This window comes from Acidovorax sp. GW821-FHT09B03, from assembly GCF_059418305.1.
In genome coordinates this window covers 21,336-46,763 of record NZ_JBWKPP010000031.1, presented here as the reverse complement: position 1 = coordinate 46,763, position 25,428 = coordinate 21,336, and the positions used below count along the sequence as shown (strand labels likewise).

27 protein-coding genes are annotated in these 25,428 nt (G+C 65.7%); 4 read left to right on the top strand and 23 right to left on the bottom strand.

The window, feature by feature from the left end:
• Positions 1-373: 373 nt before the first annotated feature.
• Complete coding sequence (locus AC07PA_RS31400) at positions 374-2,272, top strand: ATP-binding cassette domain-containing protein (RefSeq protein WP_007853716.1); 1,899 nt, start codon at positions 374-376, stop codon at positions 2,270-2,272.
• A 60-nt stretch (positions 2,273-2,332) separates the two neighbouring features.
• Here the strand turns inward: AC07PA_RS31400 and AC07PA_RS31395 are convergent, their stop codons facing one another.
• The 7 genes from AC07PA_RS31395 to AC07PA_RS31365 form a co-directional block, all read right to left on the bottom strand.
• Positions 2,333-3,436, bottom strand: coding sequence for a protein-glutamate methylesterase/protein-glutamine glutaminase (locus AC07PA_RS31395; protein WP_494610088.1), 1,104 nt, complete (start codon positions 3,434-3,436; stop codon positions 2,333-2,335).
• Positions 3,437-3,467: 31 nt separating this feature from the next.
• A complete protein-coding gene (gene cheD, locus AC07PA_RS31390) occupies positions 3,468-4,223 on the bottom strand; it encodes a chemoreceptor glutamine deamidase CheD (RefSeq protein ID WP_007853718.1) in 756 nt (251 codons plus the stop codon).
• Positions 4,224-4,268: 45 nt separating this feature from the next.
• On the bottom strand, positions 4,269-5,171 hold the full coding sequence (locus AC07PA_RS31385; RefSeq protein WP_494610089.1) for a CheR family methyltransferase: 903 nt from the start codon (positions 5,169-5,171) through the stop codon (positions 4,269-4,271).
• A gap of 107 nt (positions 5,172-5,278) precedes the next feature.
• The gene (locus AC07PA_RS31380; RefSeq protein WP_007853720.1) at positions 5,279-5,767 is read right to left on the bottom strand and encodes a chemotaxis protein CheW; all 489 of its coding nucleotides are present in this window, start codon (positions 5,765-5,767) and stop codon (positions 5,279-5,281) included.
• A 56-nt stretch (positions 5,768-5,823) separates the two neighbouring features.
• A complete protein-coding gene (locus tag AC07PA_RS31375) occupies positions 5,824-7,959 on the bottom strand; it encodes a chemotaxis protein CheW (RefSeq protein WP_007853721.1) in 2,136 nt (711 codons plus the stop codon).
• 40 nt (positions 7,960-7,999) lie between these two features.
• Positions 8,000-8,362 carry a response regulator gene (locus AC07PA_RS31370; protein WP_007853722.1) on the bottom strand — a complete coding sequence of 121 codons (363 nt, stop codon included), beginning with the start codon at positions 8,360-8,362 and terminating at the stop codon, positions 8,000-8,002.
• 49 nt (positions 8,363-8,411) lie between these two features.
• Positions 8,412-8,858 (bottom strand): hypothetical protein, encoded by a 447-nt coding sequence (locus AC07PA_RS31365; RefSeq protein ID WP_035203188.1) that lies wholly within the window; start codon positions 8,856-8,858, stop codon positions 8,412-8,414.
• Positions 8,859-9,043: 185 nt separating this feature from the next.
• On the opposite strand from AC07PA_RS31365, the gene AC07PA_RS31360 reads away from it, so the two are divergent.
• Positions 9,044-10,162 (top strand): hybrid sensor histidine kinase/response regulator, encoded by a 1,119-nt coding sequence (locus AC07PA_RS31360; RefSeq protein ID WP_494610090.1) that lies wholly within the window; start codon positions 9,044-9,046, stop codon positions 10,160-10,162.
• Entirely contained in the window at positions 10,159-10,788 is a 630-nt protein-coding gene (locus tag AC07PA_RS31355) for a response regulator (protein WP_007853727.1), read from the top strand. Before AC07PA_RS31360 ends, AC07PA_RS31355 begins: the two co-directional genes overlap by 4 nt.
• Positions 10,789-10,895: 107 nt before the next feature.
• Here AC07PA_RS31355 and fliR read toward each other — a convergent pair whose 3' ends face one another.
• The 13 genes from fliR to fliF form a co-directional block, all read right to left on the bottom strand.
• Positions 10,896-11,666 carry a flagellar biosynthetic protein FliR gene (gene fliR, locus AC07PA_RS31350; protein WP_007853729.1) on the bottom strand — a complete coding sequence of 257 codons (771 nt, stop codon included), beginning with the start codon at positions 11,664-11,666 and terminating at the stop codon, positions 10,896-10,898.
• A 14-nt stretch (positions 11,667-11,680) separates the two neighbouring features.
• Positions 11,681-11,950: a flagellar biosynthesis protein FliQ gene (gene fliQ, locus AC07PA_RS31345; protein ID WP_007853732.1), complete on the bottom strand. Its 270-nt coding sequence runs from the start codon at positions 11,948-11,950 to the stop codon at positions 11,681-11,683.
• A 16-nt stretch (positions 11,951-11,966) separates the two neighbouring features.
• Positions 11,967-12,770: a flagellar type III secretion system pore protein FliP gene (gene fliP / locus AC07PA_RS31340; protein ID WP_494610091.1), complete on the bottom strand. Its 804-nt coding sequence runs from the start codon at positions 12,768-12,770 to the stop codon at positions 11,967-11,969.
• Complete coding sequence (locus tag AC07PA_RS31335) at positions 12,763-13,128, bottom strand: FliO/MopB family protein (protein WP_494610106.1); 366 nt, start codon at positions 13,126-13,128, stop codon at positions 12,763-12,765. The genes fliP and AC07PA_RS31335 overlap by 8 nt, the downstream gene beginning before the upstream one ends.
• Positions 13,129-13,147: 19 nt before the next feature.
• Positions 13,148-13,588, bottom strand: coding sequence for a flagellar motor switch protein FliN (fliN, locus tag AC07PA_RS31330; RefSeq protein ID WP_007853744.1), 441 nt, complete (start codon positions 13,586-13,588; stop codon positions 13,148-13,150).
• The gene (gene fliM, locus AC07PA_RS31325; RefSeq protein ID WP_007853747.1) at positions 13,578-14,582 is read right to left on the bottom strand and encodes a flagellar motor switch protein FliM; all 1,005 of its coding nucleotides are present in this window, start codon (positions 14,580-14,582) and stop codon (positions 13,578-13,580) included. The genes fliN and fliM overlap by 11 nt, the downstream gene beginning before the upstream one ends.
• A gap of 18 nt (positions 14,583-14,600) precedes the next feature.
• Positions 14,601-15,176 (bottom strand): flagellar basal body-associated FliL family protein, encoded by a 576-nt coding sequence (locus AC07PA_RS31320; protein WP_145697205.1) that lies wholly within the window; start codon positions 15,174-15,176, stop codon positions 14,601-14,603.
• 199 nt (positions 15,177-15,375) lie between these two features.
• A complete protein-coding gene (locus tag AC07PA_RS31315; RefSeq protein WP_494610092.1) occupies positions 15,376-16,752 on the bottom strand; it encodes a flagellar hook-length control protein FliK in 1,377 nt (458 codons plus the stop codon).
• Between the two features lie 16 nt (positions 16,753-16,768).
• Complete coding sequence (gene fliJ, locus AC07PA_RS31310) at positions 16,769-17,218, bottom strand: flagellar export protein FliJ (RefSeq protein ID WP_494610093.1); 450 nt, start codon at positions 17,216-17,218, stop codon at positions 16,769-16,771.
• A gap of 18 nt (positions 17,219-17,236) precedes the next feature.
• The gene (gene fliI, locus AC07PA_RS31305) at positions 17,237-18,595 is read right to left on the bottom strand and encodes a flagellar protein export ATPase FliI (protein ID WP_494610107.1); all 1,359 of its coding nucleotides are present in this window, start codon (positions 18,593-18,595) and stop codon (positions 17,237-17,239) included.
• Positions 18,596-18,626: 31 nt separating this feature from the next.
• Positions 18,627-19,358 (bottom strand): FliH/SctL family protein, encoded by a 732-nt coding sequence (locus AC07PA_RS31300; protein ID WP_494610094.1) that lies wholly within the window; start codon positions 19,356-19,358, stop codon positions 18,627-18,629.
• Positions 19,345-20,340: a flagellar motor switch protein FliG gene (gene fliG, locus AC07PA_RS31295; protein WP_007853762.1), complete on the bottom strand. Its 996-nt coding sequence runs from the start codon at positions 20,338-20,340 to the stop codon at positions 19,345-19,347. The genes AC07PA_RS31300 and fliG overlap by 14 nt, the downstream gene beginning before the upstream one ends.
• 32 nt (positions 20,341-20,372) lie before the next feature.
• Complete coding sequence (fliF, locus tag AC07PA_RS31290; protein ID WP_494610095.1) at positions 20,373-22,079, bottom strand: flagellar basal-body MS-ring/collar protein FliF; 1,707 nt, start codon at positions 22,077-22,079, stop codon at positions 20,373-20,375.
• 175 nt (positions 22,080-22,254) lie between these two features.
• Between fliF and fliE the strand changes: the two genes are divergently transcribed.
• A complete protein-coding gene (gene fliE / locus AC07PA_RS31285) occupies positions 22,255-22,566 on the top strand; it encodes a flagellar hook-basal body complex protein FliE (protein ID WP_494610096.1) in 312 nt (103 codons plus the stop codon).
• 455 nt (positions 22,567-23,021) lie between these two features.
• Here fliE and AC07PA_RS31280 read toward each other — a convergent pair whose 3' ends face one another.
• The 3 genes from AC07PA_RS31280 to fliD all read right to left on the bottom strand — a co-directional run bounded on the left by AC07PA_RS31280 (position 23,022) and on the right by fliD (position 25,279).
• Positions 23,022-23,321: a flagellar protein FliT gene (locus AC07PA_RS31280; RefSeq protein WP_007860919.1), complete on the bottom strand. Its 300-nt coding sequence runs from the start codon at positions 23,319-23,321 to the stop codon at positions 23,022-23,024.
• Positions 23,322-23,324: 3 nt separating this feature from the next.
• A complete protein-coding gene (gene fliS / locus AC07PA_RS31275; RefSeq protein ID WP_494610097.1) occupies positions 23,325-23,783 on the bottom strand; it encodes a flagellar export chaperone FliS in 459 nt (152 codons plus the stop codon).
• Positions 23,784-23,848: 65 nt separating this feature from the next.
• Positions 23,849-25,279: a flagellar filament capping protein FliD gene (fliD, locus tag AC07PA_RS31270; RefSeq protein WP_007860915.1), complete on the bottom strand. Its 1,431-nt coding sequence runs from the start codon at positions 25,277-25,279 to the stop codon at positions 23,849-23,851.
• Positions 25,280-25,428: the final 149 nt, after the last annotated feature.

The window sequence follows — 25,428 nt, the reverse complement described above, 5'->3', positions numbered from 1 at the left end:
AAATCAGCGACTTTTCTAAAACTACCGAAGTTTTTGCAAACTTCCTTCTCCATCTACCCAGAACCTCCAAAGAAGGAAAGGACCTCCGTGCAGCGAAGCCCTCGACTATAGCACGAGTTGGGGGCCCGACGAAAGAGCAGGCGCACTTTCTCGATGCTCCCGCCCTGGCAAGCAGCCGCCCGCCCGCAAGTCCTGCTGCCGAACCAGGCCATGGACCCACCCCCTCTATATAGAGGCGGATCTTGGAGGGCACACCACCACCCCAGATCGGCGTGCTGGCGACCCGCCCGCTGGCCCTGTCCTGGTGCCGCAAAACGCCCCGTCAGCCCTTCGACACATGCAAAGTGCGCGCGCCCTCGATAATCCTCCCCCTATGGCACTTATCACTCTACTGGACGCCCAACTCGCATTTGGGCACGTTGCACTGCTGGACCACGCCGGCTTCTCCCTGGAGGCAAACGAGCGCGTGGGACTGATCGGGCGCAACGGCGCCGGCAAATCGTCCATGCTCAAGATCCTGGGCGGCATGGCCAAGCCCGACGATGGATCGCTGCAGGTGCAGCAAGGCACCCGGATCGCCTTCGTGGCGCAGGAGCCGTCGCTGGACCCCGAAGCCAGCATCTTCAAGGCCGCTTCCGAAGGCCTGCAGGCCGTGATCGCCGTGCGCGACCAGTACCTCTCGGGTGCGGAAGGGCTGGACCTGGACGCACTGCAATCGCAGATCGAGGCCTATGACGCCTGGAACTGGGAGCAGCGCGTGGAAGAAACCCTGCAACGCCTGCACCTGGACCCGGAAGCCATCGTCGGCACCCTGTCGGGCGGCACCAAGAAGCGCGTGGCCCTGGCCCAGGCGCTGGTGGCGCGCCCCGACGTGCTGCTGCTCGACGAACCCACCAACCACCTGGACCTCGATTCCATCGAATGGCTGGAGGACCTGCTGCTCGACTTCCCCGGCAGCGTGGTCACCATCACCCACGACCGGGCCTTCCTGGACCGGGTCGCCACGCGCATCGTGGAACTGGACCGTGGCCAGCTGCGCTCCTACCCCGGCAACTTTGCCCAGTACCAGATCCAGAAGGAAGACCAGCTCGCACAGGAGGCAGTGATCTCGGCCAAGGCCGACAAGCTGCTCGCGCAGGAAGAGGTGTGGATTCGCCGCGGCGTGGAAGCGCGGCGCACCCGCAGCCAGAGCCGCATCACGCGCCTGCAGGATTTGCGTGCGCGCCGCGAGGCGCGCCGCGACGTCGTGGGCAGCGTGCGCATGGACGTGGCCACGGGCAGCGGCAATGGCTACCAGGGCAAGATCGTGGCCGAGCTCACCAACGTGAGCAAGTCGTTTGGTGACCGGACCATCGTCAGCAATTTCACCGGCACCATCCTGCGCGGTGACAAGGTGGGCCTGATCGGCCCCAATGGCGCGGGCAAGACCACGCTGCTGAAGATGATCCTGGGCGAACTGGCGCCGGACACCGGCGAAATCCGCCAGGGTGCCAATCTGCAGGTGGCCTACTTCGACCAGATGCGCCATGCGGTGAACCTGGATGCGACGCTGGAGGACTTCATCAGCCCCGGCAGCGAGTGGATCGAGATCGGCAACCAGCGCAAGCACGTCAAGAGCTACCTGAGCGACTTTTTGTTCTCGCCGGCGCGCGCGCATTCCCCCGTGCGCTCACTCTCGGGCGGTGAACGCAACCGCCTGCTGCTGGCGCGCCTGTTCGCGCGCCCGGCCAATGTGCTGGTGCTCGACGAACCGACCAACGACCTGGACATCGACACGCTGGACCTGCTCGAAGAACTGCTCGAGAACTACGACGGCACGGTGTTCCTCGTGAGCCATGACCGCACCTTCCTGGACAACGTGGTGACCAGCACCATCGCCTCCGAAGGCAATGGCCTGTGGCGCGAGTACGAAGGCGGCGTGCAGGACTGGCTGCTGCAATCGCGCCGCAGCCGTGCGGCCGCCGCGGCCGCCGCACCCGCGGCAGGCACCAAGGCCGCCGCTGCCAAGGAAGCCGCCCCGGCGGCAACCCCGTCCAAGACGGAGCAGACCTCGCGCAAGAAGCTGTCGTACAAGGAGCAGCGCGAACTCGACACGCTGCCCGAGCGCATCGAGGCGCTGGAGAAGGAGCAGGCCGAGGTCCAAGCCGTGTTGGCCGATGGCAGCGTCTACGCCACCGATGGCGCACGCGCCGCCAAGCTCACGGCACGCGCCAGCGAGATCGATGAGGAATTGATGGCGGCGCTGGAACGCTGGACGGCGCTGTCGGCCTGACCGATCGGAACGCATCGGTGGGGCGGGGCCCCATCGATCGGCGCCAAGGCCGCGCCCAGGTCAGATCCGGTGGTGGAGCCGGTCGGTCGCACCACGCAGGCGCGCCACCAGCGCGGGCGCAATCTGGCCCAGCGGCAGCACTTCGTCGGCCGCGCCATGGGCGATGGCCTCGCGCGGCATGCCGAAGACGATGCAGGTGGCCTCGTCCTGCACGTAGTTGTAGCTGCCGGCATCCTTCATTTCGCGCATGGCGGCAGCGCCATCGTTGCCCATGCCGGTGAGCATGATGCCGAACGCGTTGCGCCCCACAACGGCGGCTGCCGACTTGAACAGCACCTCCACCGAGGGCTTGTGGCGATTGACCGGCGGGCCATCGTCGACCACGGCCACGTAGTTGGCGCCACTGCGCGCCACGTGGAACTGCGTCCCGCCCGGTGCGATGTAGGCATGGCCGGGCAGGATGCGCTCACCGTTCACGGCTTCCTTGACCGTGATCTGGCACAGGCCGTTGAGCCGCGCCGCAAAGCTGGTGGTGAAGCCCGGGGGCATGTGCTGCGTGATCACGATGCCCGGCGAATCGGCGGGCATGTGCACCAGCACCTCCTTGATGGCTTCGGTGCCGCCCGTGGAGGCGCCGATGCAGATCAGCTTCTCGGTGGACAGACGGCCCAGCAGGGTGGTCGGCGCCGCGGGGGCCGCCGTGCCCGCGCCAGATGCGGGGTGCGCGGCCGATGCCTCGCGGGGTACGGCCCGGCGCACCTGGGCCACCGCTGCCACGCGGATCTTGTCCACGATCTGGCTGGCCAGGTCGTTGAGCCCGCTGGCCAGACCCACCCGGGGCTTGGCCACGAAATCGATGGCCCCCAGCTCGAGGGCCTTCATGGTCACCTCGGCTCCGCGCTCGGTCAGCGTGGAGATCATCACCACCGGCATGGGCCGCAGGCGCATCAGCCGGCCCAGAAAGTCGATGCCATCCATGCGCGGCATTTCCACGTCCAGGGTGATCACGTCCGGGTTCATCTCCCGGATCATCTCGCGCGCCACCAAGGGGTCGTTGGCCGTGCCGATGCACTCCATGTCCCGCTGCCGGTTGATGATCTCCGACAGCAGACTGCGGACCAGTGCCGAATCGTCCACCACGATCACCCGGATTTTCCTGCTCATTGTTCGCTCAGGCTTTCTTCGTCATCTTCAATCAAAACAGATCCACAGAGCCACCCGAGGTGCTCTTGGCCACGGTCGCGGCATTTCCACGCACTTCCTGCTCCACCAGGGTCTCGGGGTGGGCATGGGCCAGGCGCTTGACCATGGCCTTGCCCGTCACCGGAAAGAACACCACCTTGCGGGGATAGATGTCCAGCACGTCCTCGGACACGATGGGAATGCGCTCCGTGTGCAGGTAGTTGAGCACGAAGGTGGTGTTGCGTTCACCCACGTTCATGGTGGTGAAATTGTGCATCACCTGCGCCCCGCCAAAAATCTTGGCCTGCATGGTTTCACGCCGGGCCCCGAGCTTGAGCATCTCGTTGATGAGCAACTCCATCGCATACGAACCGTAGCGGCCCGAGGCATCCGCCAAGTCACCGTCGGGCAGCATGAAGTGGTTCATGCCGCCGATGTGGGCCCGGCTGTCCCACAGGCAGGCCGCAATGCACGAGCCGAGCACCGTCATGATGACCATGCTTTCGTCAGCCACAAAATACTCGCCGGGCAGCACCTTCACGGCATTGTGCTGGAAGTGGTGGTCCAGGTAGAAGAAGGAGGCCTCACCGGGCTTCCTGGAGCGGGCCTTGAGCTCGTTGAGCGACGATTCGCGGGGCGCCGTGCTGGTCGAATAGATGTCCGCGCTCAACGGCGCGATGCGCGGCGCCCGCCGGCGCTCCGGCGCAGCAGCAGCGGCGGCACCAGGCGTGAAGGTGTTTGACGTGAGGCCGGATTGGTTATTGGTCATGGGAGCTGCTTGGAACAAGTTCCTATGGGCGAACAAAGGGGCGGATCACCGGCGTTCATAGACCGTCTTGCCACGCAGGGTGAAGAGATCGCGGGACTCGCTGAAATTCTCCGCATGCCCCACAAACAGCATGCCACCGGGTTTGAGCACGCGGTGGATGCGCTCCAGTACCTTGCGCTGCGTGGGCGCATCGAAATAGATCATCACGTTGCGGCAGAACACCACGTCGAAAGGCTCCTTGAACGGCCAGTCGTCGCGGATGAGGTTCACGCTCATGAATTCGATGGCCCGGCGCAGCTCGGGCTTGGCCCGCACCATGCCATCGTTGCCGCCCTTGCCTTTCAGAAAGAACTTCTGCAGCCGCTCCGGACCCAGGCCCTTGAGGTTGTCGAGCCGGTAGACGCCCTGGCCCGCCGTGGCGAGCACCTTCGAGTCGATGTCACTGGCCGTGAGCTTGAAGGAGGCATTGGCCCCCAAGGCCTCGAAGGCCGTCATGACGATGGAATACGGCTCCTCGCCGGTGGAGGCCGCGTTGCACCACACCTTCCAGGGCGTGTTGGCCGGCTTGCTGCGCAGCAGCGTGGCGAAGATCTCGAAGTGGTGCTGCTCGCGGAAGAAGGCCGTGAGGTTGGTCGTCAGGGCGTTGATGAACTCCTGCCACTCGGGGCCGTCGTGCTTCTCCAGCCAGCTCAGGTAGTCATGGAAGCTGTTGTAACCCGTGTCGCGCAGCCGGCGCGAGAGCCGGCTGTAGACCATGGCGTGCTTGCCATCGTGCAGGCTGATGCCGGCACGCTGGTAGATCAGCGACTGCACGCGCGCAAAGTCGGCATTGGTCCATACGAACTCACGCCCCTGCGCCAGCGGGCCCGAGGGTGCAGGCGCGCTGGCAGCAGCTGCGGCGGCTGCAACACGCGCGCCGGCCGAGGAAACACTGGTGGTCTGGGGCATCATTTTGATCATCCGCTCGGAAGTCCATTTCGCTCCAAAAGGCCTGCAGACCCTTGTCTGCAGTTTGGCTTGCGGCCATCCACCTGGCTGAGAACGTGTGGGCGTTCTTACTCCGCTGCCGTCACCAATCCCATGTCCAGGCTGGACATCAGTTTCTCGATGTCCAGCAGGATCAGCATGCGCTCGCCCACCGACCCCAGCCCCAGGATGCAGCTGTTGTCGATGGCGCTTTCGATGTCAGGCGCCGAACGGATGCTCTCGGGCGTGAGCTCCATCACGTCGCTGACCGAGTCCACCACGATGCCCACCACGCGGTTGCGCAGGTTCAGGATGATGACCACCGTGAAGCTGTTGTAGTCCGCCTGCGCGCAGTTGAACTTCAGGCGCATGTCCACGATGGGCACGATGGTGCCGCGCAGGTTGGTCACGCCCTTGATGAACTCGGGCGCATTGGCAATGCGGGTGGGCGGCTCGTAGCCGCGGATTTCCTGAACCTTCAGGATGTCGATGCCGTACTCTTCCTGGTCAAGCCGGAAGGTCAGGTATTCGCGCGCACCGGTTGGCGCGCTGTCGGCGGTCTTACCCATCACACTCATGGTGAGTTCTCCTTGTTAGCAGTGCAGATGCACTCCATGAACGCATCGCGCCCGAATCAGTGGCGGGCCCGGCGCACCAGGCCGCCCGTGTCCAGAATCAGTGCCACCGTGCCGTCGCCGAGGATGGTGGCGCCCGAGACATTGGGCACCTTGCGGTAATTGGTCTCCAGGTTCTTCACCACCACCTGGTGCTGGCCCAGGAGCTCGTCGACCAGCAATGCCACGCGGCTGCCGTCGGCCTCCACCACCACCATGATGTTGCTCGACTTGTTGAGGTCGAAGCGCGGCACCTGGAAGATCTTCTCCAGCGCGATGACGGGCATGTACTCGTCGCGCACCTTGACCAGCTGCGAGCCCTGGGCCACGGTGCTGACATCGTCGGAGTTGACCTGGAAGGACTCCACCACCGAGGACAGCGGCAGGATGTAGACCTCTTCGCCCACGCCCACCGACATGCCATCCATGATGGCCAGGGTGAGCGGCAGGCGCACCGACACCTTCATGCCGTAGCCTTCGGCGGAGTCCACTTCGACCGAGCCGTTCAGGGCGGCGATGTTGCGCTTGACCACGTCCATGCCCACGCCGCGTCCCGACACGTCGGTCACTTCTTCGGCAGTGGAGAAGCCGGGCGCGAAGATCAGCTGCCACACCTCGGCATCGCTCATCTGGTCGGACACATCGAGGCCCCGCTCCTGCGCCTTGCGCAGGATCTTCTCGCGCGACAGGCCGCGGCCGTCGTCACGCACCTCGATGACGATGGAGCCGCCCTGGTGCGATGCCGACAGGGTGATGGTGCCCAGCTCGGGCTTGCCCTTGGCCAGCCGCTCGGCGGGCATCTCGATGCCGTGGTCGCAGCTGTTGCGCACCAGGTGGGTCAGTGGGTCGGTGATCTTCTCGACCAGGCCCTTGTCCAGTTCGGTGGCTTCACCCAGCGTGACCAGCTCGACCTTCTTGCCCAGCTTGTTGGCGAGGTCGCGCAGCATGCGCGGGAAGCGGCTGAAGACGATGGACATGGGGATCATGCGGATCGACATCACCGATTCCTGCAGGTCCCGCGTATTGCGGTCCAGGTCGGCCAGGCCGGCCAGCAGTTGCTGGTAGGCGCCGGCATCCAGCCCGCGGCTGTTCTGGGCCAGCATGGCCTGGGTGATCACGAGCTCGCCCACCAGGTTGATGAGCTGATCGACCTTGTTCACGGCCACGCGGATGGTCGTGGACTCCATCTGGGCCTGGGCCGCAGCCTTGGGCTCGGCAGCCGCCGCAGCCTTCGCCGAAGGCTTGGCGGCCGCGTTGGCGGCAGGCACCGCGCTGGGAGCGCCAGGGGCATCCGAGAAGAAGCCGTAGGACACGTCCGCACCGCCCGCAGGAGGCTCGCCTTCGTGGATGGCCTGGTCAGGATCGACCTCGGCCACCGCAGCGGCTTCTTCCTCGCCATCGACGAAGCGCACATGCTCCTTGGAGACATGGAAGGCGAACAGGTCCAGCAGGTCGTCGGTGGACGAGGTGGTTTCCACCGCGAACACCCGCATGCCCGCCTGCACGCTGGGCAGGTCGCTGATGGAGCCCAGGCCGGGGATGTCGCGGAACAGCTCCTTGATGGTGTCGGCCTGCTCGGTCTTGTCCAGCGGGCCGATGTGGATCTGCAGCTTGCGCGGCTGCCCGGGCACGTGGGCCTTGGGAGCGGGCGCAGGCGCGGCGGCCACCGGGGCCGGCGCCGCAGCAGGGGCAGGGGCAGCAGCACCAGCAGGTGCGTCCTCGGGGACGACGCCTGCCGCCAGTTCGCTGATGCGCTTGACCAGGGAGGTGGTGGACACGGCCTCGCCCTGCCCGCCCGCCTGGTGGCGCGCCAGCAGGCTGCGCGAGGCATCGGCCGATTCCAGCAGCACGTCGACCATCTGCGGGATGGGTTGCAGCTCGTGGCGGCGCAGCCGGTCGAGCAGCGACTCCATCTGGTGCGTCAGCTCGGCCACGTCGGAGAAGCCGAACGTGGCGGCCCCGCCCTTGATCGAATGCGCGCAGCGGAAAATGCCATTGAGCTCTTCGTCGTTCGCGGCGCTCAGGTCCAGGTCGAGCAGCATCTGCTCCATCTGGTCCAGGTTTTCGCCAGCTTCTTCAAAAAAGATCTGGTAGAACTGGCTCAGGTCAAAGTCAGCACCGCCGGCCCCTGATCCCTCTTGATAGCTTTCAGCCATAGTCGGCTCCTTTATACGTGGTGGCGCCCGTGCACCCGTTTCAACGGATCACCTTCTGGATGACTTCGATCAAGCGGTTGGGATCGAACGGCTTGACCAGCCAACCGGTGGCACCGGCCGAGCGTCCCGCCTGCTTCATCTGGTCACTCGATTCGGTGGTCAGGATCAGGATGGGGATGGTCTTGAACTTGGGGTGCTCGCGCAGCTTGCGCGTGAGGCCTATGCCATCGAGCCGGGGCATGTTCTGGTCGGCCAGCACCAGGTGGATGTCGTGGCTTTCGGCCTTTTCCAGGGCATCTTGCCCATCCACCGCCTCCACCACGTGGTAACCCGCACCGGTGAGGGTGAAGGACACCATTTTCCGCATGGACGGTGAATCATCTACGGCAAGTATCGATTGCATTTAGGACTCCAACTGACTTGAATATATAGGTGAACCAGCGATGCCAACTTCAAAATAGATCAATGGAACCGGCATCCATCTCGCTTTGCGTGACGGGATTGGGCCGGTCCGGCGCCATTTCGGCAAACGGCGCCGCCTCCTCGCCCTCGTCGTGCCCCATGGCCTCGGAGGCCAGCCGGAACGCACAGCCCTGCAGCACCTTGGTGGTATGCCAGATGAGCTGCGACGCCATGTCCTGGAACTGCAGTTCGGTGACGGCACTGCGCAGGGCATCACGCGCGGCCGCCAGCTCGGGCGAATCCGCCACGAAGGCATCGTTCAGTACCGCATTGGCCTCGCCAAAGCGCTCCAGCAGGTTGTCCGTGGCATGGTTCAACAAGCCTTCCAGGCGGTGCAGATCGTGCATGACGACCAGCAGGGAATCCTGCAGTTCTGCTGCCACCATGACCGGAACCTGAACTGCCGGCCCAGTTGACGTTGATAGCGTAGATTGCATTGTTTCTCCATAGCAACAAGCAGACCAGGGTCAGGGCCCCTGTAACAGGCAACCCGCGCTGGCAGACCCCGCCAACCCTTGCAAAAACCCCGACATTGCGTTCTATTGGACGATAGCCTTCTCACCCACCCTACCGGGACAAACACCCTTGTTTGTTCCAATTTGTATCCTATGATAGCGCTCATATGGTCATGACAGTAGCAGGCCATCCCTTACGCCTCCTGCACCTGGAGGATTCGCTGGCAGACCATGTTCTGGCCAAGCTCACTTTGCAGCGTGCCAAGCTGCATTGCACGCTCCAGCAGGTCGACACCCTGCAGGATTTCTGCGATCGCACCACCCACGAGTCCTTCGATTTGATCCTTGCGGACTACAGACTGCAAGGATTCACTGCGCTCGATGCGTGGGAGCATGTGGCTAAATTAGCAACACCTGTACCATTTGTGTTGTTATCCGGGGCCATTGGCGAGGCCGCCGCCGTGGATGCCATGCGCCTGGGTTTCTCCGACTACCTGCTCAAGGACGACATTTCCCGCCTGCCGCACGTGGTCACCCGGGCCATCGAGGTGCACCAGGCGCGCCAGGACCGCGAGCGCGCCGTGGCCGAACTGGCAGCCTCCCAGCAGCGCCTGGCGGAACTCACCGAGCACCTGCAGACCTCCATCGAACAGGAGCGCGCTTCCATCGCGCGCGAGATCCACGACGACATCGGCGGCTCGCTGACCGCCGTGCGCGTGGACCTGGCCTGGATCGGCCGGCATGCACAGGACCCGGCGACGCAGGGCCACCTCGCCAGCGCCTCGGACATGCTGCAACACGCCATCGGTGCCAGCCAGCGCATCATGATGAACCTGCGCCCGCCGATCCTGGAGCAGGGGCTGGTGGCGGCCGTGCAGTGGCTGGCCGCGGGTTTCGAGCGCCGGTGCGCGGTGCGCACCCAGGTCACGGCCAGCGGCGAGGCGATCGACGTGCCCAGCGACATCCGGCTGGTGGCCTACCGCACCGCACAGGAGGCGCTGACCAACATCGCCAAATACGCCCAGGCCGGCAAGGTGCATATCGACCTGTCCGACCATGAGGGGGTGCTGACCGTGGAGATCGCCGATGATGGCTGTGGCTTCGACGTCGCGCAGTTGGCGGACAAGCCCAAGGCCTTCGGGATCAAGGGCCTGCACGAGCGGGCCCGCACCGTGGGGGGCTGGCTCGATGTCAGCACCCAGCCGGGCAAGGGAACCTGCCTCACACTGTCGATACCGCTGGCCGCCCCATCGGACCAGCCCGCCAACCCAGGAGATGTCTGGTGATCAACGTCGTTTTGTGCGATGACCATGCCGTGCTCAGACGCGGCATCCGCGACACCCTCACCGAGGCCACCGACATCAAGGTGACCGGGGAGGCCGGCGGCTACGCCGAGCTGCGCGAGGTGCTGCGCACGGCCCCCTGCGACGTGCTGCTGCTGGACCTGAACATGCCCGGCCGCGGCGGCCTGGAGGTGCTGGCCACCCTGCGCGAAACGCACTCCACCATCAAGGTGCTGGTGGTATCGATGTACCCCGAAGACCAGTACGCACTGCGCTGCCTGAAGGCCGGTGCCCAGGGCTATGCCAACAAGGCATCCGACCCGGTGGAGCTGATCAACGCGGTGCGCGTGGTGATGCAGGGCCGCAAGTACCTGACGGCCGAGGTGGCGCAGATGCTGGCCGAAAGCCTGGCCCAGCCGGTGCTGGAGAGCCCCCACGCCACGCTGTCCGAGCGCGAATTGCAGACGCTGATCAAGATCGCCTCGGGCCGGCGCCTGGCCGACATCGCCGAGGAGCTGATGCTCAGTCCCAAGACCGTGAGCGTCTACCGCTCGCGCGTGCTCGAAAAGCTCAAGCTCTCCAACAACGCCGAACTCACGGTCTACGCCATCCGCAATGAGTTGGTATGACCCCCTGAAGGGAGACGCCACCCCTGGCCTGACAAAGCCAGTTCCACGGTGGCACTGGCTTGTGGCATGCCTGCGTTACCGGCGGAGCCTCTTGGCAGCAGCGGCCGCTACCGCTGGCTGGAGAACAGGTCGATGGACTGCTGCATCAGCGTGAGGATGGGCTGCTCCAGCATGGGCAGGGTGGCGGCGATGCCCAGCAGGCCCACGGTGAGCGTGACCGGGAAGCCCACCGCATAGATGTTCATCTGCGGCGCCACGCGCGAGATGATGCCCATCGCCAGGTTGACGAACAGCAGCAGCGCGATCATGGGCAGGGCGATCCACAGGGCGCTGGAAAACAGCGAGCTGCCCAGCTCATACAGGCGCATCTGGCCGATGGCCTGCAGGAAGTTGCCGTTCACGGGAAAGCGGTCGAAGCTCTTGACCACGGCCATGATGACCATCAGGTGGCCATTGATGACAATGAACAGCAGCGTGGACATGTGCCCGAAGAAGCGCGCCACGGCACTCACCTGGCCATTGCTGGCGGGGTCGAAGAACGATGCGAAGTTCAGGCCCATCTGCAGGCCGATCATTTCACCCGCCAGCTCCACCGAGGCGAACACCAGGCGCACCGAAAAACCGATGGCCAGGCCCACGGCCACCTGCTGGGCGACGGCACCCAGCGCCTCGCGCCCATTGATGTCGATCACTGGCTGGACGGGCAGCACGGCCTGGGCAGACACGGCCACGAAGAAGGCCAGCCCGATCTTCACGCGCATGGGAATCGCGCGCATGGAAAACACCGGCGCCACGGAGAACATTGCCAGCACCCGGATGAATGGCCACAGGATGGGTGATATCCAGGCCACCAGCTGGGCCTCGGTGAAGGTGATCACGCCAGCACCGGGGGCTAACCCACGACGGAGGGAATCGACTCGATGGTGCGGCGGATGTAGTCCACCAGGGTGCTGATCATCCAGGGCCCTGCGATCGCGAACACCACCATCGCGGCGATCAGCTTGGGCACGAAGGCCAGCGTCGCCTCATGGATCTGCGTCACGGCCTGGAAGATGCTGACCACCAGGCCCACGGCCATCACCACCCCGAGCACGGGCATGGCGATCATCAACAGCAGCGTCAGGGCGTCGCGCCCCATGGTGAGGACCATCTGCGAAGTCATGGCATTTCTCCTGGGTCTAGGTGGCAAAACTGGCGGCCAGCGAGCCGATCAGCAGGTTCCAGCCATCGGCCAGCACGAACAGCATGAGCTTGAACGGCAGCGCCACGAGCACCGGTGAGAGCATCATCATGCCCAGCGACATGAGGATGCTGGAGACCACCATGTCGATCACCAGGAAGGGGATGAAGATCATGAACCCAATCTGGAATGCAGACTTGAGCTCGCTGGTCACGAAGGCCGGCACCAGCACGCGAAACGGCGCGGTCTCGGCCGTCACCTCGGGGGCCAGCCGCGCCAGGCGCGCGAACAGCGCAAAGTCCGACTGCCGGGTCTGCTTGAGCATGAACTCGCGCATGGGCACCTCGGCCCGGTCCACCGCCTGCTCGAACGTGATGGCATTGGTGGTGTAGGGCACGTAGGCTTCCTTGTGCACGCGGTCGAACGTCGGCCCCATGACGAAGAAGGTCAGGAACAGCGACAGGCCGATGATCACCTGGTTGGGCGGCGCCGATTGCGTGCCCAGCGCCTGGCGCAGCAGCGACAGCACGATGACGATGCGCGTGAAGCCCGTCATCAACAGCAGGATGGCCGGCAGGAAGGACAGAGCCGTGAAGAACAGCAGCGTCTGGATCGGCACGGAGTAGCTCGATCCGCCGCTGCCGGAGCCGATCAGTACAGGCAGCGAGCCTGGAGCCGGCGGCGTGGCGCCGGCCGTCTGCGCCAGTGCCGGTACCTGCCAGGCCAGGAGGGCGAGGGCCGCCAGCGCGGCCAACCACGCCGTGCTGCGTGGCGGCGATGCGGGGCGCGCAGGCTCAGACATGCGGTTCCTTGCGCGCCTCGGCGGCCGCCATTTCGCGCGCGAAGGCGGACGCATCGGGCACCACCGCGGGCAAGGCGGCCGACGCGGCGGCGGCGGTGGCGGGCGCCGCCAGCACGTGCAGGCAACTGACCTGCTGCGCCGTGACACCGAGCACCAGCCAGGTGCGCGCGCCTTCGGGGCCGACCTCCACGGTAACCACGCGCTGCTGGGGCCCAACGGCCACCGCCGACAGCACGCGCGATGCGGCACCGGCCGGCAGGCTGCCGGCGGCATGGTGCTGCTGCAGGCGCTTGATGAGCCAGGGCAGGCAGGCCATGGCCCCCACGAACAGGACGACGATGACCAGCGTCTGGGTCATCCCCATGGCGTTGCCCCCATCAGCCACGGCTCACGCGCCGCAGCCGCTCCGAGGGCGTCACCACATCGGTCAGGCGGATACCGAACTTGTCGTTCACCACCACCACCTCGCCCTGGGCGATCAGGTAGCCATTGACGAGCACGTCCATGGGTTCGCCGGCCAGCGCATCGAGTTCGACCACCGAGCCCTGCGCCAGTTGCAGGATGTACTTGATCGGCACCTTGGTGCGCCCCAGCTCCACCGACAGCTGGACAGGAATGTCCAGCACCATGTTGATGTCGTTGACGGTGCCATCGCTGTTGCTCGACGAGGACGGACGCACCGCCTCGCCGGACAGGGGGCCACCCTGCTCCGCATCGCCGGGCTTGTCGTCCGCGCTCTTTTGCTCCTCGAGCGCTTCGGCCCAGCCTGCAAACGGGTCCTCGGCTGCGCCGTCCTTGTTGTCTTCTTCAGTTGACATCTTTTTCTCCCAGCCAGCTCATGTCCGAATTGCGCAAACACTCTTCGATACGGATGGCATATTTCGAATTGTGGGTCCCATACTGGCACTCGAAGATGGGAACCCCCCCGATGGAGGCGCGGATGCGCGGCTCCCGGTCGAGCTCGATGAAATCACCGGGCTTCATCGCCAGCAGTTGCTCCACCGTGGCATCGGCCTTGGCCAGCTCGGCCACCAGCACCACCTCGGCCGCCTGGATCTCGCGTGTGAGCACCCGCACCCAGCGTCGGTCCACCTCGATGGAATCGCCCTGCGTCGAGGAGTACAGCACGTCCCGGATGGGCTCCAGCGTGGCGTAGGGCATGCAGATGTGGATGGCGCCCGACAGGTCGCCGATTTCCAGCTGGAACGCGGTGGACACCACGATCTCGCTGGGCGTGGCGATGTTGGCGAACTGCGGCTGCATCTCCGAGCGCTGGTAGTCGAGCTCCAGCGGGTAGATGCCCTGCCAGGCCTTCTTGTACTCGGCACAGATCACATCGACCAGCCGGTTGATCACGCGCTGCTCGGTGGGCGAGAAATCACGCCCTTCGATGCGGGTCTGGAACTTTCCCACCCCGCCGTACAGCGTGTCGATGATGCCGAACACCAGGGACGGCTCGCAGACGATCAGGCCGCTGCCGCGCAGCGGGCGGATGGCGACGATGTTGAAGTTGGTCGGAACGGCCAGTTCGCGCAGGAAGGCGCTGTAGCGCTGCACCGACACGGTGCCCACCGAAATCTCGGGGCTGCGGCGGATGAAGTTGAACAGGCCGATGCGGAAATTGCGCGCAAACCGCTCGTTGACGATTTCCATCGTCGGCATGCGGCCGCGGACGATGCGCTCCTGGCTCGAGATGTCGTAGTTGCGTACGGACCCCGACTCGGCCACTTCCTCGACGGACTTCTGGCTCTCGCCAGTGACGCCTTCCAGAAGGGCATCAACCTCTTCCTGCGATAGGAATGAATCACTCATGGCAGGATTGTCCTTGCGTCACTGGATGATGAAGCTGGAGAAAAGAATGCCTTGTACCGGATTCCTCGGCGGCTTGCGCACCGGGCGGTCCTCTTCCTCGTCCTCCTCGGCCGATGCGGCACGCTTGGGGCGGTCGCGCGGCACGGTGAAGCCGAGCGGGCGTGAGACTTCGCGCAGGATGTCCTTGGCGAGCTTTTCCTTGCCCTCGCGGGCCAGCAGCTCCCCGGAGGTGCGTTGCGAGACCAGCAGCAGCACGCTGCTGCGGATGGATGGCAGGTAGAGCTTGATCTGTTCGGCCGTCTTGGCGTCGGTGACCTCGACGGTGATGCCGATCTGGGCAAACCGGTCGCCGCCCGGGTCGGCCAGGTTGACCACCATGTTCTCGAACGGCAGGAACGTGGGGGGTACCTTGGCGGCCGTGTGGGCCGGCTCCGCGGCGGCACCCTCCTCGTCCTCGGCCGGCTTTTTCTTGCCCAGCACGAAGAAGGCCGCAGCACCTGCGATGCCCAGCACGAGCACCAGCACAATCACGATGATCAGCATCTTCTTGCTTTTGGGCTTCTCCTTGGCCGGAGCGGCAGCGTTGGCAGACACGTGGCAGGGTCCTTAGATGGGATTCGGTGGTGGCATCGCGCCGGGAACGGCATTGCGCCAGCAGACGCTTCCTATTGTGGCGCAGCTGCCCTCCCAATAATAGCCAGAATACACCCACGAACAGGGTGTTGACGTTGGCAATCGCCGTGCCAGCCTGGCATGGCGATTGCCGCTGCAGCCCGCCCTGGCTGCAGCGGCGTTACACGAAGACGTCCACGGCGCTGTTGCGCGTACCGCTGCCCGCCAGCCGCTGGCTGACATCCGTGGGGCCCGCCACCAGCACCTGGGCCTGCTGCCCCTCGCCCGAGCGGTTGCGCTGCTGCTCGCCATCGCCCGCCATGGCGCCCTGGCCTGCCGAGGTGCCCACGGTCATGCCCGACAGGACCAGGCCCTCGCCGCGCAGCAGTTCGCTGAGCTGCGCCATGCTCTGGTCCAGCATCTCGCGGGTGTGCTCCTGGTCGCTGCGGAAGGTGACATGGGCCTCGTTGCCGGACAGGGCCACGCTCACAGCCAAGGGCTGGCCGTCGCGGTTCAGGGTGAGCTCGGCATTCTGGGTCTTCTGGTTGGCCCAGTAGGTGACCTGCTCGGCCAGCAGTTCTTCGGCGCCGGTCTGCGCCAGTTCCTCGAAGCCAGGGGTGCCCGATGCACTGTCCACCGCGAAGGAGGGCTCGGTGCCGCCTTCGCCCAGGCCGCCCGAGCCGCCATGCCGGGATGATTCGCCGCCGCCCGCATCCGCACTGCGCGCACCGGGAGCCGCCACGGCAGCCGAGGGATCCGGATTGACCAGCAAGGCGGCGTCCGCCCCGGGGGTACCGCCCTCGCCCGAACCGCGGTGCAGGCCGGGGCCGAACTCGCGCACGGTACTGGCCACCGCGCTGGACACCATCGACAGATCACCCGTGGATGCGGCCACCTGCCTGGCATCATCGCCCGCAGCGCGCGCCGACACGGCACCCACGCTACCCGCTGCGCCCAGGCCCGCATCGCTGGCACCGCGCTGCAGGGCTGCGCTGTGCATGCGCGAGAACTGGCGCCCAAAGCCCAGTGTGGCCGTGGCCGGCTGCGAAGCATCCTGGAAACCTCCATCCAGCGCCGCGGTTTGCGACACCAGTCCGTCGGCGGCCGGCAGGCCCTGGCCCGCCAGCAGCTGCCCGGCAAGGGCCTGGGCACCGCCTGCCGAATCGGCCAGCATGCTGGTGCCCCGCGCCACGCCGGTCTGCCCCAGCAGGCCGGCGGTGGTCATGCCCTCCGCGCCCGCCGTGTCGCCGCCCTGCCCCCTGAGTTGCTGGGCAGCACTGTCGCCCGCGACCAGCGCCTGCCAGCCGACCAGGGTGGAGGGATCGACGGTGGCCAGGGTGCCAGAGGCATCGGCAGCCCCGGGAACGGCGGCCAGCGGGTCCCCGCCCTCGGCGAACTCCGGGTCCTGCGCGGCCAGCAGCGCCAGGAAACTGTCTGGCTGTGCCGCCGCCCCGGCAGCATCGTCCGTGGCGCCCTTTTGCTGCGCATGGGCACGTGTGCGGGTGGTCTGCTGGGAAGACTGCGTTCCCTGGTTGGTGGATATGCGTGCCTGTTCCATGGTCAATTCTCCTGCCCTATCGGTCCTGAACCCTGCGGCTGTACTGCATCGCCGCACGTTCATCGGTTTGTTTCTGCTCCGTGCGGGCCTGGGCCTGCTCCAGCTCGCGGCGCCGCTGCTCGACCACCTTGCGCAGGCTGGCCAGGCGGCGCTCGGCGTCCATCAGGCCGTGCCGCGCGTTCTCGACCCGTGCCGCCTGGTCACCCACCACGCCGGTCTGCAGGCCCGCCGCATGCCCCAGCCGGTCCATGAACTGGTAGTGGTGGTACATCACCTCGGGCTGCACGCGGGTGTCCTCCTGCATGCCCCAACGCTGCTCCGTCTCGCGCGCATAGTCCTGCAGCTGGTTGAGCTGCGCCTGGGCCGCCTGCTGCACGGCCAGGGCTTCCTGCAGCACGTGGCGTGCCTCGTCCCGCTTGCGCGAGGCGATCTCCACGGCGACGATGAGGGCACTGAGGACGGACATGGCGCAGCCTTCGGATGCTTACTGGTCGAGCACGGACGCCATGGCGTTCACGCTCTGGTCCATGGTGGACGCCTCGAACATGTCCTGCTGCAGGAAGGCGGCCATCTGCGGTTGCAGGCGGATGGCTTCGTCCAGCGCGGGGTCGGATCCGCTCATGTAGGCCCCCACCTGCACCAGGTCGCGGCTCTTCTGGTAGCGCGAGTAGACGGCGCGAAAACGCCGTGCGACGTCAAAGTGGCCGCGCGAGACCACGTTGTGCATCACGCGCGACGCCGATTGCTCGATGTCGATGGCCGGGAAATGCCCGGACTCGGCCAGCGAGCGCGACAGCACGATGTGCCCGTCCAGGATGGCGCGCGCAGCGTCGGCAATCGGGTCCTGCTGGTCGTCGCCCTCAGAGAGCACGGTGTAGAAGGCAGTGATGGAGCCCACGCCATGCAGGCCGTTGCCGCTGCGCTCGACCAATGCGGGCAGCTTGGCAAAGCACGATGGCGGGTAGCCCTTGGTGGCCGGTGGCTCGCCGATGGCCAGCGCGATCTCGCGCTGGGCCATGGCATAGCGGGTCAGCGAGTCCATGAGCAGCAGCACATGCTTGCCCTTGTCGCGGAAATGCTCGGCCACGGCGGTGGCGTAGGCCGCACCCTGCATGCGCAGCAGCGGCGGCGCGTCGGCTGGTGCGGCCACCACGACGGAACGCGCACGGCCATCTTCGCCCAGGATGTCCTCGACGAACTCTTTGACCTCGCGGCCCCGCTCGCCGATGAGCCCCACCACGATCACGTCGGCCGCCGTGTAGCGGGCCATCATGCCCAGCAGCACGCTCTTGCCGACGCCCGAGCCGGCAAACAGGCCCAGGCGCTGGCCGCGGCCCACGGTGAGCAGCGAATTGATGGCGCGCACGCCGGTGTCCAGCGGCAGGCGCACCGGGTCGCGGTCCATGGCATTGATCTGGCGGCGGTCCATGGGCTCGGAGACCACGTCCTGCACCGGCCCCCCATGGTCCAGGGGCAGGCCCTGCGGATCGACCACCCGCCCCAGCAGACCGTCGCCCATGGGCAGGCGCAGCACGCCCGCCTTCGGGGAGGGCCGGGAGGCTTCGCCCAGGCGCGGGCTGGCGATATAAGGGGCGGCGGGCACCACGCTGGCGCCGCTGGACAGGCCGTGGATGTCGCCCGCAGGCATCAGAAAGGCCCGGTCGGCCGAGAACCCGACCACCTCGGCCAGCACCGGGGCATGGCCCGGCATCTGCACCATGCACTGCGAACCCACGGGCACGCGGATACCGGCAGCCTCCAGCACCAGGCCGGTCAGCCGGGTCAGGGTGCCGCGCGTCTCCAGCGGCGCACGGTGGCGCACGCGCTCGCGCGCATCGTCCATGAATTGCGTCCAGGCATTGGAGGCGGGGGCATCAACGCTCATCGCCGCTCTCCTGCCAGGGCGATTCCAGCCCCAGCGAGGCGATGGCACGCTCCCAGCGCTTGTCCACGCTGCCATCGACCACCGTGCCACCCGACTCGACCAGGCATCCGCCGGCGGGCACGGACGCATCGGCCACCCATTGGATGCCAGCACCCATCTCGTCGCGCAGCGGCTGCTCCACGGCGCCCATGTCCGCAGGGTTCAGGCGCACCAGGGCAGGCCGCCCCTCGACCACCAGCATGCCCACGGCCTCGCGGACCACGGGCTCGAGCACGTCGGGGCTGACCGACAGCTCCCGGCGCACGACTTCGCGGGCGATGTCGCAGGCCAGCGCCAGCACGTCCTGGGCCATGCGCTGCTGCAGGGCGGCCAGCGATTCCTCGAGGGAGCGCACGACGCCGGCAATGCTCTGGGACATCTCCTGCGCCTGGCCGGCCACGTAGTCGTCCATGCGCTGCTGCCATTCGAGCGCCGTGTCGGACTGGCCCTGTGCCAGGCCCTGGGAAAAAGCCGCATCGCAGGCCTGCTGCACCAATGCCAGTTGCGCAGCCTCCACCTCGGCCGGATCGGGCGGCGGGGGCTCCGGCTCGGGCAGCACCTCGGGTTCGGGCTCCACCGGCTCGGAGCCGTCCACGGCGCCGAACTTCCATTGCGTGACCACCCCCACCTCTTCGCTGGGGATGAAACGTGAATACGAGCGCTGGCTGTTAGACGAAGGCATCGTCGCCACCACCACCGATCACGATCTGGCCTTCGTCGGACAGGCGGCGGATCGTCTTGAGGATTTCCTTTTGCTGCGCTTCCACTTCGGAAAGCCGCATCGGACCGCGCGATTCGAGGTCTTCGCGCAGCGCCTCGGCGGCACGCGAGGACATGTTGGACAGGAATTTTTCGCGCAGCTCGGGCACGGCGCCCTTGAGCGCGACGATGAGCGTCTCCGAAGCCACTTCCTTGAGCACAGCCTGGATGGCGGTGTTGTCGAGCTTGAGCACGTCTTCGAAGACGAACATCTTGTCCATGATCTTCTGTGCCAGATCGGGGTCGTAGCCGCGGATGGACTCGATCACCACGGCATCCATGTTGGAGCCCAGCAGGTTGATGATCTCTGCCGCCGCCTTGACGCCGCCCAGCGAGCTCTTGCGGATCTTGTCGCCCCCGGCCAGCACCTTGAACAGCACTTCGTTGAGGTCCTTGAGCGCCGTGGGCTGGATGCCTTCCAGCGTGGCCACGCGCAGCAGGATTTCGCTGCGCTGGCGGTCGGTCAGGTGCATCAGGATGCCCGACGCCTGCTCGCTGTCCAGGTGCACCAGGATGGCCGCGACGATCTGGGGGTGCTCGTTGCGCAGCAGCTCGGCCACTGACAGCGGGTCCATCCACTTGAGGCTTTCGATGCCGGAAACGTCGCCGCCCTGCAGGATGCGGTCGATCAGCAGCGAGGCCTTGTCGTCGCCCAGGGCGCGCTTGAGCACGGCGCGCACGTAGTTGCCGGTGTCAGACACCAGCAGGCTCTGGGCCGCGGCGGCGTCGGCAAAGCGGTTGATGACGCTGTCCACCTTTTCGCGCGACACCGATTTCATGCGCGCGATGGTCTCACCCAGCTTCTGAACCTCTTTGGGCGAGAGGTGCTTGAACACCTCGGCCGCCTCCTCCTCGCCGAGGGACATCAGCATGATGGCGGCGTCGTTGAGACCTTGTTCATCCATGGGCTATCCAAGCATGTGAAGAGGCGACGGGGTCAGGCATTTTCGCCGTTCACCCAGGATTTGAGAATATTGGCGACGGCCACGGGGTTTTCCTTGGCCAGTACGCGGGCCTCTTCCAGACGCAATTGCTCTGGCGTGGCGACCACATTCTCTTCCTTCTTGCCCGGGGACGGCAAAGCCGGGCGATCGGGCTGCTCTGCCTCGATGGCATCCAGCTGTCCGCCCGCCCTCGGCAGGTCGCCAGCCCTGGCCGCCTTGGCATCCGCACCCTTGAGCGCCGGACGCACCAGGCCCAGCAGCACCATGGCAGCGAACAGCAGGGCACCCACCGGCCAGGCAAAGCTCTTGGCCACATCGATGACCTCGGGCTGCTTCCACAGCGGCACATCGTTCGACGCAGCGGCTTCCACCTGGAACGGCGTGTTCATGAGGTTCACGGAATCGCCGCGCTCGCCATTGAAACCAATGGTTTCACGCACCAGCGCCTTCATCTGCTCCAGCTGCTCGGGGGTGAGCGCCTTGGTGACGGTCTTGCCCTTTTCTTCGATTGAATGGTAGTTGACCACCACGGCGGCATTCAGGCGCTTGATGGCCCAGTTGTTGCCACGCGTGACCCGCACGGTCTTGTCCACTTCGTAGTTGGTGGTGGACTCGCGCTTGCTCGACGACTCTTCGGTGCCCTGCTGGGCGCCGGCCTGGGGTGCAGGATTGGCGCCGTTGATGGGTGCAGCCGAGGGTGCGGGTGGTTGATTGGCAACGGCACCCGGCACACCGGTCGCGGTTTTCTGGGCGGAGCCGGAGGTTTCCAGCATCTGCTGGCTGCGCACAGCCTTGGCGTCGGGGGTCTGGTTGGGGCGGAACTGCTCGGACGTGGACTCGGTGCGGCTGAAGTCCAGCTCGGCCGAGACCTGGGCCTTGACGTTGTTGCGGCCGACCACGGGCTCCAGGATCTCCTGGATGCGGCGAGTGAGCTGCTGCTCGATCTGTTGCACGTAGAGCAGTTGCTGCGCATCGACCGCATTCGCCGAGGTGCCGTCGGGCGACTGCGAGAGCAGCTTGCCCGTGTCGTCGAGCACGCTGACGGCCGAGGGCGCCAGTTCGGGCACGCTGGAGGCCACCAGGTGCACGATGCCGGCGAGCTGGGCCCGGTCCAGGATGCGGCCGGGGTGCAGGCTGATCAGCACCGAGGCCGAAGGCTTTTGCTGCTCGCGGAAGAAACCGTTCTGGTTGGGCAGCGCCAGGTGCACGCGGGCGCTCTGCACCGAGGACAGGGCCTGGATGGAGCGGGTCAGCTCGCCCTCGAGGCCGCGCTGGAAGTTCAGGCGTTCCTGGAACTGGGTCATGCCGAAGCGGTTGCTCTCCATCAGCTCGAAGCCGGTCACGGAGCCGCGGGGCAGGCCCTGGGTGGCCAGGCGCAGGCGCACGTCGTGCACCTTCTCGGCGGGAATGAGGATCGCACCGCCGCCTTCGGCGTACTTGTAGGGAACATTCATCGTGGTCAGCTGGGCCACGATGGCGCCGCCATCCTTGTCGTTCAGGTTGGCAAACAGGACGCGGTAGTCAGGCTGGCGGCCCAGCACGATGGCGGCGACCGCCATGGCCACGAGCAGCGCCACCCCCACACCCAGGCGCATGCGCTGGGCCCGGTCGAGGCTGGTCAACCGCTGCAGCCAGTTGGGACTGGGGCTGGCTGCGGGAGGTGCGAGCGGAGCGAGTGGGACTTCGGCAACTGCAGACATCGTGCTTTCCAATAGGTGGGGCCCGGCAACGGACCTTGGCGTGGGTTCGATTATTCGGCTCAAGTACCGGCCATGTTCTGCCGATAAGCCGCGCCTTTGACCATCTATTCCCCATGATGCACCCCGGGCGCCTGGCTACCATCACAGCATCCCCTAGCCCCCAATGGACACTGCCATGGACCTCCGCATACCCAGCTCCACCACCCCCACGACGGGTGCCGGCATGGCGCGCCGTGCCGCCATGCCGCAGGCCGAGGGCAACGACGTGGGCTTCTCGGGCGCGCTCAAGGGCGCCCTGCAGTCCGTGAGTGCTGCACAGAACAAGTCGTCCGACCTGCAAAAGGAAGTCCAGCTGGAGAATCCCTCGGTCAGCCTGGAGGAGACCATGGTGGCCATCCAGAAGGCCCAGATCGGCTTCCAGGCCACGCTGCATGTGCGCAACCGCATGGTGCAGGCGTATACCGACATCATGAATATGCAGGTGTGAAGACCCCCTGAGGCGCTTCGCGCCTCGGGGGGTCCGCCAGAGGCGGCCACTCTTCGGGCACGTCCAAGCCTGCGCAGGCAGGCTTGGAGCCGCGGCCCTCAGCCCCTCTCTCATATTGCTTCGCAATCTGGGAGGGGGACGCCCCCAGCGCGGCGGGGCGGCCCTTGCGCGGGGGCACTGGCCTGGGCCGCGCCAGCTTCATGCGCCACGGGTAATTGGTACGCGCATTTCTGCCTCTGATTTCGATTCAATTCCGCTATCCCAGCATCATTCGCCACATCGACAGCGTCATTGATCCTGCGACGGCATTGCCCATCAAGCGCCTTCTGCAATAGCCAACAGGCAGCAAAAAGCCACCGGCCGTCTTGCGACGTACGGTGGCTTTTTTCTTCCCGGAGGGAAGCAGGACAGACGAAAGGAGGTCGCCGGCAGCGCCCTCCTTGCCTATACCCCGTTCAGTGCATCATCTGCGGCTGGCCTTCGAACAGGTGCTCGAACTGCGCCAGCCAGGGCTCGGCCAGGCAGCGGATCTGCGCATCGTTGCGCAGGATGCGCTGCATGATGCGGGTCTTCTCGCGGCGGTGCTCGGGCAGCAGCTCGTGCTCCTGGGACTTGAAGCGCAGTTGCTCGATCAGCACGGCGCAGGCGCCCTCGTAGCGCACCACGCCATCCCAATCCTTGAGCTTGGCGGCCTCCAGCATCTTGGCGCTGCTGTCTTCAATGGCTTTGTAGTAATCAATCAGCATGTGGGACATGGTTCATGCCTCCACCAGCATAGGCTGGCCCGAAGCGGTGGCATCGGCCGATGGGGCCATGCCGTTGTTGTTCTTCTTGATCTCGTTCCAACCGAGCGCAACCGGCTCGATCAGGCGCATCACTTCCTGCATCATGGCGTCGTCGTTGCGGGCATTGGCCAGGATCAGCCGGCGCACGCAGTAGTCGTACAGGGCACCCAGGTTCTGCGCCAGTTCACCACCATCGACCGTGTCCAGCGCCGTGCTCAGGCCTTCTTCGATGATGCGCACCGCCTTGGAGACGGCATTGCACTTGCCGACGATGTCACCACGCGCCATCGCGCCGCGCGCCGTGGCGATGGACCCCAGAGCACCCTCATACAGCAGGCTGACCAGCTGGTGCTGGTCAATCGTGTGCATGCTGGTTTCCACATTGATGCGCTGGTAGGCGTTGGCTGCACGGGGGTTGTGGGCGCTGAACATGGGGTGGTCCTTACGGTGTGATGCTTTATTTATCGGCTGGGGCCGAAAAAACTGAAGGCTTTCCGTCAGGTCGACTTGTTCCAGGCGGTCACCTGCTGCGCGATGTAGGCATTCAAGCCATTGAGCGAAGCCATCTGCTTGTCCAGCGCGTTGTAGCGGGCGGTGATGCGCTTCTCGAACGCATCCACCTTGTCATTCACCGTGGCCTGGTCCTTGGCATTGCGCTTGAGCGACAGCTGCAGCGTATCGTCCTTGGACTTGAAGAACCCATCGGCGGACAGCAGGTTGGTGGTGACGGCCTTGATCTTCACGGCAATGCCCTCTGCAGAGCCGCTGCCGGTGTTGCGGAACAGGTTCTTCAGGTCGTCCGGATTTTCCGTCAAGGCCTTGTTGAACTTGGTGGAATCCAGCGTGAGGTCACCACCGAGTTGCTGGGTCAGGCCGATGTCGGCCAGGCGCTTGAAAGCGCCGCCTCCCGAGGTGACCGACTGGATGGCATTGCGCAGGGTATTTTGCAAGGCAATGGCCGTCGAGTCGCCTTGCAACAAGCCGGCCGCATTGGTTTTAGCGTCGTACTTGGTGGCATCCTGCATCAACTGGTTGATGGCGTTGTAGGCCTTGACGAATTCGTCGACGTTGGTCTTGACGGCCGCGGTGTCCTTGCCGACCGTGATGTCGATGGGAGCGGTCGTAATCTGCTCGGCCTTGAAGGTCACCCCCGAGATCGTGGTGGCGAAGGTATTCGTGGCGGACGACACCGCGATGCCATTGACCGTGGCCTTGGCGTTGAGCGCCGCCTGCGTCGTCGTGCTGCCCGCGACCAGACGGGACAGACCCGTGGCATCGGTATTGCCGGCGCTGGCGATGTCGGTATCGCCTCCTTCCATGACGCTCAGGCGGAAGCCGAATTCCTCGCCCGTGCTCTTGCTGCGCAGCAGCAGGCGCTCACCCGAAGCATCGGACAGTATCGAGGCCGTCACCCCGGCCGTGCTTCCATTGATCTTGCTCGCCACATCCGTCAGCTTGTCGCTGGCGCTGATGGAGATATCGACAGGCTGGCCGCTGCCGGGCGTGAAGGAGGCGGGCGCCACACTCCACTTGCCGAGCTCCAGGCGCAGGGTGCCGGCACCCAGGGCACCGCCCACCGGCAGGAGCGCGGCCGACGCGGTGGCCTGCGCCTTGGCAAGGCCCTGCACTTCCACGCTGAAGGTGGTGGGCAAGGTGCCGCCGATCGCGGTGGCCGACACGAATTTGGAATCCGAGGAGGTCGTGGTGACCCCGTTCCAGCCAGTCACGCTGGTGAGCTTGCCGGCCGCATCGGCCAGCGTGGAGACCAGCGACTTGATCTGGCCGTAGGCGGAGATCTTGGTGTTGACCGTGGCCGCCTGCAACTTCAGCGTATCGAGGGGCTTTTTTTCCAGCGTGACCAACTGGGAGATGATGCTCTTGACATCAAGTCCATTGGTGCCGACCCCTGGGGATGAAATGGTTGCCATACAAACCTCCTGAACTGTCCAAAGGAAATTATGGAGCCAATCCCGCGCCAGTAACGTCCTTATTCACACCAGGAAACCCGCCAATTCCAGCGCTCCCGGTACGCGCTGTTTCCAGAAGCCCCCTGCACCTGTGCTTACGGTCGGCACAA